Source organism: Citricoccus sp. (genome assembly GCF_035445025.1).
Lineage (GTDB): Bacteria > Actinomycetota > Actinomycetes > Actinomycetales > Micrococcaceae > Citricoccus.
On sequence record NZ_DAOMPX010000078.1, the window covers coordinates 1 to 7,486 of the forward strand.

At 71.3% G+C, this 7,486-nt stretch carries 6 protein-coding genes; 5 read left to right on the forward strand and 1 reads right to left on the reverse strand.

Features of this window, described 5'->3' with window-relative positions; translation table 11 throughout:
* Positions 1 to 1,150, reverse strand: a 1,150-nt coding sequence (locus tag PLJ28_RS14150) for a glutamate--cysteine ligase (protein ID WP_324590272.1), incomplete at its 3' end; no start/stop codon positions are given.
* Positions 1,151 to 1,255: 105 nt separating this feature from the next.
* On the opposite strand from PLJ28_RS14150, the gene PLJ28_RS14155 reads away from it, so the two are divergent.
* The 5 genes from PLJ28_RS14155 to PLJ28_RS14175 form a co-directional block, all read left to right on the forward strand.
* Positions 1,256 to 3,121 carry a glycoside hydrolase family 3 N-terminal domain-containing protein gene (locus PLJ28_RS14155; protein ID WP_324590273.1) on the forward strand — a complete coding sequence of 622 codons (1,866 nt, stop codon included), beginning with the start codon at positions 1,256 to 1,258 and terminating at the stop codon, positions 3,119 to 3,121.
* A gap of 159 nt (positions 3,122 to 3,280) precedes the next feature.
* Positions 3,281 to 4,318: a siderophore ABC transporter substrate-binding protein gene (locus PLJ28_RS14160; RefSeq protein WP_183527364.1), complete on the forward strand. Its 1,038-nt coding sequence runs from the start codon at positions 3,281 to 3,283 to the stop codon at positions 4,316 to 4,318.
* Between the two features lie 192 nt (positions 4,319 to 4,510).
* Positions 4,511 to 5,584: an ABC transporter permease gene (locus PLJ28_RS14165; RefSeq protein ID WP_370577141.1), complete on the forward strand. Its 1,074-nt coding sequence runs from the start codon at positions 4,511 to 4,513 to the stop codon at positions 5,582 to 5,584.
* Positions 5,577 to 6,815, forward strand: a complete 1,239-nt coding sequence (locus PLJ28_RS14170; protein ID WP_183527362.1) for an iron chelate uptake ABC transporter family permease subunit — start codon at positions 5,577 to 5,579, stop codon at positions 6,813 to 6,815. Before PLJ28_RS14165 ends, PLJ28_RS14170 begins: the two co-directional genes overlap by 8 nt.
* On the forward strand, positions 6,812 to 7,486 hold a 675-nt coding region (locus tag PLJ28_RS14175), incomplete at its 3' end, for an iron ABC transporter ATP-binding protein (protein WP_324590274.1). The genes PLJ28_RS14170 and PLJ28_RS14175, both read left to right, overlap by 4 nt.

A 7,486-nucleotide genomic window follows, 5' to 3' on the forward strand; every position in this document is an offset into this window, starting at 1 on the left:
GCCCGGCCAGCGGGGTGGACGCGGGCAGGCCGGCGGACTCCATCTGCTCCACCGTCATGGCGTGCGCCGCGTGGGCCGCGATCCGGCGCTGGCGGGCCGGGGTGCCGCCGTCGCGCAGGAGGTGTTCCACGGAGGCCAGCTCCGCGGCGCACCCCAGCCGCTCGGCCACCGGGGCCAGGCGAACCAGCTCCGCGCGCAGGTGGTCGGTCACGAGCATCTCGTCCCCGGCGGCGTTGAGGATGATGATGGCGTCCAGCCCGTAGCGGGCGGCGCGCCACTTGTTCTCCTGCACGTGCCACGGGGGCATGGTGGGGATGGTGCCCCCGGCATCGAGGGTGTCCGAGAAGTCCTGCACCAGGCACTGCGTCAGGGCGGCGATCGGGGCGATCTCCTCGAGCGTGGCCACGCCGTCACAGACCCGCATCTCGACCGTGCCCAGCCGGGGCACGGCGCGCACGTCCCAGCGGCACTCGGTGACGTCGTCGATCACGCCGGTGTGCGTCAGGTCCGCCACGCACCGCTCGAACCCGGCCCAGTCCGCGAACTGGAACGGCAGGCCCGCGGTGGGCAGCTGCTGGAACATCAGGGTGCGCTGGGACTGGTAGCCGGTGTCCACGCCGGCCCAGAACGGGCTCGAGGCGGACAGCGCCAGGAAGTGCGGCACGTAGTTGACCAGGCCGTCCACCACGGGCATCGCCTTGGTCACGTCGTCCAGGCCCACGTGCACGTGCACCCCGTAGATCAGCATCTGCCGGCCCCACCACTGGGTGCGGTCGATCAGCTTGCCGTAGCGGTCCGCCGGGGTCACGGGTTCGTCCGTGGGCTGGGCGAACGGGTGGGAGCCCTGGCAGTACAGCTCCACGCCCATCGGTCCCGTCACCTCGCGCAGCTTCCGCGCGTACTGGCGCAACTGGCCGACGGCCTCGTTCACCGTGGTGCACACGTCCGTGACCAGCTCCACGGTGTTCAGCAGCAGCTCCGGCTTGATGTGCGGGTGCTCCTGGCCCAGGTGCAGTCCCGCCTGGTCCGCGACGCCGGCCAGCACCTCCTCGGCGACCGGCCGCAGGGTGCCGTCGTGGGCGTCGACGAGCGCGAGCTCCCACTCCACGCCGAGGGTCGACTGCGCTGAGCGTGCGAAGGGCAGGTGCATGGTGGTTCCTGTCAGGTGCTGACGGCGGGCAGTAGTCATCCTAGGGGCGTGCGCAGGGGTTCCGGTCATCACCGGTCCCCGGCCCGGGATCCCTAGCATGGAGGGGTGATCACCGCACCGCAGTCCCCGACCGCCCCACGACCGCCCGCACGGATCCGGGGCCCGCGCGCCCTGGCCGTGGCCGGCGTCGTCCTGCTCGCCGTCACGGCGTGCACCACCCCGCCGGGGGGTGGACCGGACGAGCCCGGACCGGACGGGACCGGGACGACGCCACCGGAGGACGCGGCGACGGCCGAGCCGGAGCAGAGCGCGCTGCAGGTGGCCCTGGGCGGTCCCGGTCCGGACCTCGAGGAGGCGGCTGTTGAGGCGGTCGCCGGCATGAGCGTGGAGGACCAGGCCGGACAGGTCCTGGTCGGCCAGCTGGGCGCGGCGGGGACGGACCCGGCCTCCCTGAAGGACCTGCACCTCGGCGGGGTGATCGTCATGGGCGACGCCGTGCCGGTGGCCGCCGACGGCACCCACGACGTGACGGCGCTCGCCGGACGGCTGGACGACACCCGGGAGGCCCTGAGCGAGGGGCGGGAACACGGCGGCATCATCAGCGTGGACCAGGAGGGCGGACTGGTGGCGCGCGTCCAGGAGCCCCTGGTCGAGTGGCCCACCCCCATGAGCTACGGTGCCGCGGCCGCCGGGCAGGCGGACGCCACCCGGCTCGCCCGGGACGGCCACGCCCTGATGGCCCGGGACCTGGCGGAGCTGGGATTCACCGTGGACTTCGCGCCCAGCGTGGACGTGACCATCGGGGCCGAGGACCCCGCCATCGGCGCCCGGTCCTTCTCCGGCGACCCGCAGGTGGTCGCCGACCTCGGCGCCGCCGCCAGCGCCGGCCTGCTGGGCGCCGGAATGCTGCCGGCGCCGAAGCACTTCCCGGGCCATGGCTCCGTCACGGACGACTCGCACGTGACCGCCCCGGTCCAGGACGCCGCCGTGGCGGACCTGGACCAGCGCGACTGGCTGCCCTTCCGCGAGCTGGTCTCCGGCGGGCAGTACACGCCGATGGTCATGATGGGGCACGTCATCGTCCCGGAGCTGGAACCGGACGTGCCGTCGTCGGTGTCCGCACCCGCCTACGAGGCGCTCCGCGGGCTCGGGGCGAGCCCGGACGGCACCGGGGCCCGCTCGGAGGAGGGCTACGACGGCGTCGTGGTCACCGACGCACTCAACATGGGCGCGCTCGTGGAACGGTACGGCGCGAACGAGGCGCCCGTGCGGGCGCTCGCGGCCGGGGCCGACCTGCTGCTGATGCCCTCCTCGGTGCCGGGGGCCCGGGACGCGATCATCGAGGCGGTGGAGTCCGGCGAGGTGCCCCGGGACCGGCTCGAGGAGGCGGCACGGCGCGTGGTGACGATGCTGATGTGGCGGGACCGATTGGGCCAGGAGCTCGAGGCGGCCACGCCCGAGGAGCTCTCCGCGGTGGGGTCACCGTACGGGACCGAGGCGGACGGGACCGGGAACGACGGGACCGGGGACGACGGGACCGGGGACGACGAGGCCAGGGCAGAGGCGGCCCAGGCCTCCCGGGCGGTCTCCGCCGCGGCGGTCACGGTGGTCGAGGGCACGTGCGGCGAGGCTCTCCTCGGGGACTCGCTGCAGGTCACCGGGGGAGACGCCAGGGACCGCGCGCGCCTGACGGAGGCCGCCCGGGCCGCGGGGCTGACGGTGGGCTCGGGGCCCGTGGTGAACCTGGTGGGCACGGCCCGCGGCGCGGGGCGGGGGGACGTGGTGGTCGCCTTGGACGCGCCCTTCGGTCTGGCATCCTCCGCCGTACCGGACGAGGGGGCGCTGATCGCCCTCTACGGCCGCACTCCCGGGGCCTTCGAGGCACTCGTGGACGTGCTCACCGGCACGGCCGAGGCCCCCGGGGCGCTGCCCGTGGACGTGGGGGAGTGGCCGGCCGGGACGGGGTGCTGAGGCGGGCTGCGAACCGCCGGGCACGTCAGCGCGCCTATGATCCGCGACACATTTGTGAATAACGGCCTGTCCGAGTGATCTATTCGTCTAAGGTAAGCCTTACCAAAGCAGGATCCGAGCGGCAGTGAGGCCGTCGGACTTCCCTAGGAGAACCTACGCATGAAGATCAAGAACCGCCGCCTCGGGTTGGTTGCCCTCGTCTCGACCGCGGCGTTCGCGCTGACCGCCTGTGGAGGCGCCACGTCCGGCTCCACCGAGTCCTCCGCCCCGGCCGCTGCCTCTGCCTCGGCGTCCTCGTCGACCTCGGCCGAGGCCGGTCCGCAGGAGGTCACCGACATGGCCGGTGACACGGTGACGGTCCAGATGCCCGCCGAGAGCATCGTGGCCACGGACAACCGGATCTTCCGCACGCTGGACGACTGGGGCGTCGAGCTCGCCGCCGGCCCCCTGCCGCTGATGGACAAGGAGATCGTCTCCTACCCCACCACCGAGGGCGTCATCGACCTGGGCAGCCACCGCGAGCCCAACATGGAGGGCTTCGTCGAGGCCCAGCCCGACCTCGTCCTGAACGGCCAGCGCTTCAGCGACCTCAAGGGTGACATCGCCGGGCTGATCCCCGAGGACGCCGCCCTGGTGGACACCAACGTCACGGAGGGCAAGCCGCTCGACGAGGAGCTGCGCCGCCTGACCACCCTGCTCGGCGACGTCTTCGGCCAGCAGGCCGAGGCCGAGACCCTCATCTCCGACTTCGACGCCTCCATCGAGCGCGCCAAGGAGGCCTACCCCGCCGAGGAGACCGTCGTGGGGCTGATCGCCTCCGGCGGCGACCTGTCCTACGCCGCCCCCTCCACCGGCCGCGCCATCGGCCCGGTGTTCGACATGCTCGACCTCAAGCCCGCCCTGGACCGCGAGGGCTCCACCAACCACCAGGGTGACGACATCTCGGTCGAGGCCATTGCCGAGGCCAACCCGGACTGGCTGATCGTCATGGACCGCGACGCCGCCACCGCCGGTCGCAACGGCGAGGAGTTCACCCCGGCCGCCGAGCTGATCGAGGGCTCCGAGGCGCTCAAGGACGTGACCGCCGTCAAGGAGGGCAACATCGTCTACATGCCCGAGAACTTCTACGTGGTCGAGGACATCCAGAACTACACCACCTTCCTCACCGACCTCGCGGACGCCTTCGAGGGCAAGTAACCATCGCGTGGTGACCGGTCCCACCGGCCCGAGCGCCCCGCGGTGATCGCGAGGGGCGCCCTGTGGTGGGACCTCACCCGCAGCACGGCCCGGATGCGGCCGGCAGGGTTCACCCTGCCGGATCGACGCATCCGGGCTGTGCCACGATCTGGGGACCCCGGTCTGCACCGGGCCCCGTGGACAGGACGAACCGTGACCACTGCCTACGAGCATCCGGATCCCGAGGCGCAACCGGCGCCCCTGGGGGCGGGCTACCAGACCGCCAACCCCGGGGGGACCGAGGGGCTGCCCGAGGAGGGCGCCCGTCCTCTGGACGGCCGCTGGCGTACCGCCTGGCCCCTGCTGGCCGGCATCGTCCTGACGCTGGGGCTGGTCCTGGTCTCCCTGTTCGTGGGGGTCTACGACATCACCACCGCGGACGGGGGGTGGGAGATGTTCTTCATCACGCGCGTGCCCCGGACCATCGCCCTGGTCCTGGCCGGCGCCGCGATGGCCATGTCCGGGCTCGTCATGCAGCTCATGACCCAGAACCGTTTCGTGGAGCCCACCACCACCGGCACCACCGAGTGGGCCGGGCTGGGGCTGCTGCTGACGATGATCGTGATCCCCAACGCGACCATCATGGACCGGATGGTCGGCGCCATCCTGTTCTCGTTCGTCGGCACGGTGGTCTTCTTCCTCTTCCTGCAGCGGGTGACGCTGAAGTCCTCGCTGATCGTGCCGATCATCGGCATCATGCTGGGCGCCGTCGTGGGCGCCCTGTCCACCTACGTGGCGCTGCAGACCGAGATGCTCCAGCAACTGGGCATCTGGTTCGCCGGCAGCTTCACCGGCGTGGTGCGGGGCCGGTACGAGCTGCTGTTCATCGTGCTGGCCGTGGCCGTGCTCGTCTTCGTCCTCGCCGACCGGTTCACGGTCGCCGGCCTCGGCCGGGACGTCGCCACCAACGTCGGGCTCAACTACACCGCGGTGCTGCTGACCGGCGTCTCGATGATCGCGATCGTCACCGGAGTGGTCACGGTGGTGATCGGGGCCCTGCCCTTCCTGGGCCTGATCGTGCCCAACGTGGTCTCCCTGTTCCGGGGGGACAACCTGCGCACCAACCTGCCCTGGGTCTGCCTCGTGGGCATCTGGGTGGTCACCGTCTGCGACATCATCGGCCGGACCGTCATCATGCCCTTCGAGGTCCCGGTCTCCCTCATCCTCGGCGTGGTCGGCGCCGTCGTCTTCATCGGCCTGCTCGTCAGGAGGCGCAAGCATGTCTGAGCTCAGCATCCCCGCGGTCACCCCCGCCCCGTTCACCGGGTACCCGCGCCGGGGCACGACGCCGGAACTCACCGCGGCCGGTCCGGTCGCCGACCCGGTCGCGCGCGCCGGTGGGATGGGCACGGGCCGGCCGGCCGCCGTCGGGCCCGCCCGGACCACCCCGCCGGGCCGGAAGACACCGCCGGGTCGGACCACCCCGCCGGGTGGCCCCGCCCGGACCACCCCGTCCCCGCGGCACTCCGGGCCCTTCGGCTCCCGGAGGGCGAAGGTGCGCTACCTCGCCCTGGTGGGCGGGCTCGTGGTGGCCGCCGCCCTGTTCACGCTCGGCAACCTGGCCTATGACAACCCGATGGAGTTCGGCTCCCGGGGCTTCTGGCTGATCGCGCAGATGCGGGTGGAGAGCATCGTGGTGATGCTCGTGGTGGCCGCGTGCCAGGCGTTCGCCACCGTGAGTTTCCAGACGGCCACCAACAACCGCATCATCACCCCGTCGATCATGGGCTTCGAGTCGCTGTTCGTCCTGGTGCAGACGGCCGCCGTGTTCTTCTTCGGCGTGGCCGGCGTGACCATGGTGGTCGGCGTGGGGCAGTTCTTCCTGCAGGCCGGACTGATGGTGGCCTTCGCGGTGCTGCTCTACAGCTGGCTGCTGTCCGGGCGCTTCGGGAACATGCACATCATGCTCCTGGTCGGCGTGGTCCTCGGCGGCGGCATGGGCGCCCTGTCCACCTTCATGCAGCGCGTGCTGGACCCCAACGAGTTCGACGTGCTGACCGCCCGGTTGTTCGGCAACATCTCCAACGCCCAGGGCGAGTACCTGCCCTATGCGATCCCGATCGTGCTGGTGTGCGCCGGGCTGCTCTGGAGCCGGGCGCACCGGCTGAACGTCCTGGCGCTGGGCAGGGACGCCACGAACAACCTGGGCCTGAACCACCGGCGCGAGACGATGATCGTGCTGACGCTGGTCTCGATCCTCATGGCCATGACCACCTCGCTGGTGGGCCCCATGACCTTCCTGGGGTTCCTCGTGGCCACGCTGGCCTACCAGTTCACGGACACCTACGACCACCGGCTGGTCCTGCCCGTGTCCTTCCTCATCGGCTACACCGTGCTCTCCGGGGCCTACTTCGTGCTGCGGAACATCTTCTACGCGGCCGGTGCCGTGACCATCATCATCGAACTCGTCGGGGGACTCGTGTTCCTCATCGTCATCCTCAGGAAGGGCCGGTTGTGATCACCCTCGAAGGCGTCACGAAGCACTACGGCGAGGAGGCCACGATCGGGCCGATCTCGGTCGAGCTCCCGGCGGGGGGCATCACGGCCCTCGTGGGTCCCAACGGGGCCGGCAAGTCCACCATCCTCACCATGATCGGCCGGCTGCTGCAGGTGGACGAGGGGCGGATCGAGGTGGCCGGCCAGGACATCATCAACACCCCGTCCAAGGCCGTGGCCAGGATCCTGTCCATCCTCCGCCAGGAGAACCACTTCATCACCCGGCTGACCGTGCGCCAGCTCGTGGGCTTCGGACGGTTCCCGTACTCCAAGGGGCGGCTGACGCAGGAGGACGAGCACCACATCTCCGAGGCCATCGACTTCCTGAACCTCGGACCGCTGGAGAACCGCTACCTCGACCAGCTCTCCGGTGGCCAGCGCCAGCGCGCCTACGTGGCCATGGTGCTGGCCCAGAACACCGACTACGTGCTGCTGGACGAGCCGCTGAACAACCTGGACATGCAGCACTCCGTGCAGATGATGAAGCAGCTGCGGCGGGCCGCGGACGAGCTGGGCCGCACCGTGGTGATCGTGCTGCACGACATCAACTTCGCCGCCCGCTACGCCGACTGGATCCTGGCGCTCAACGACGGCCAGGTCACCGAGTTCGGCCCGCCCGCGGAGATCATCACC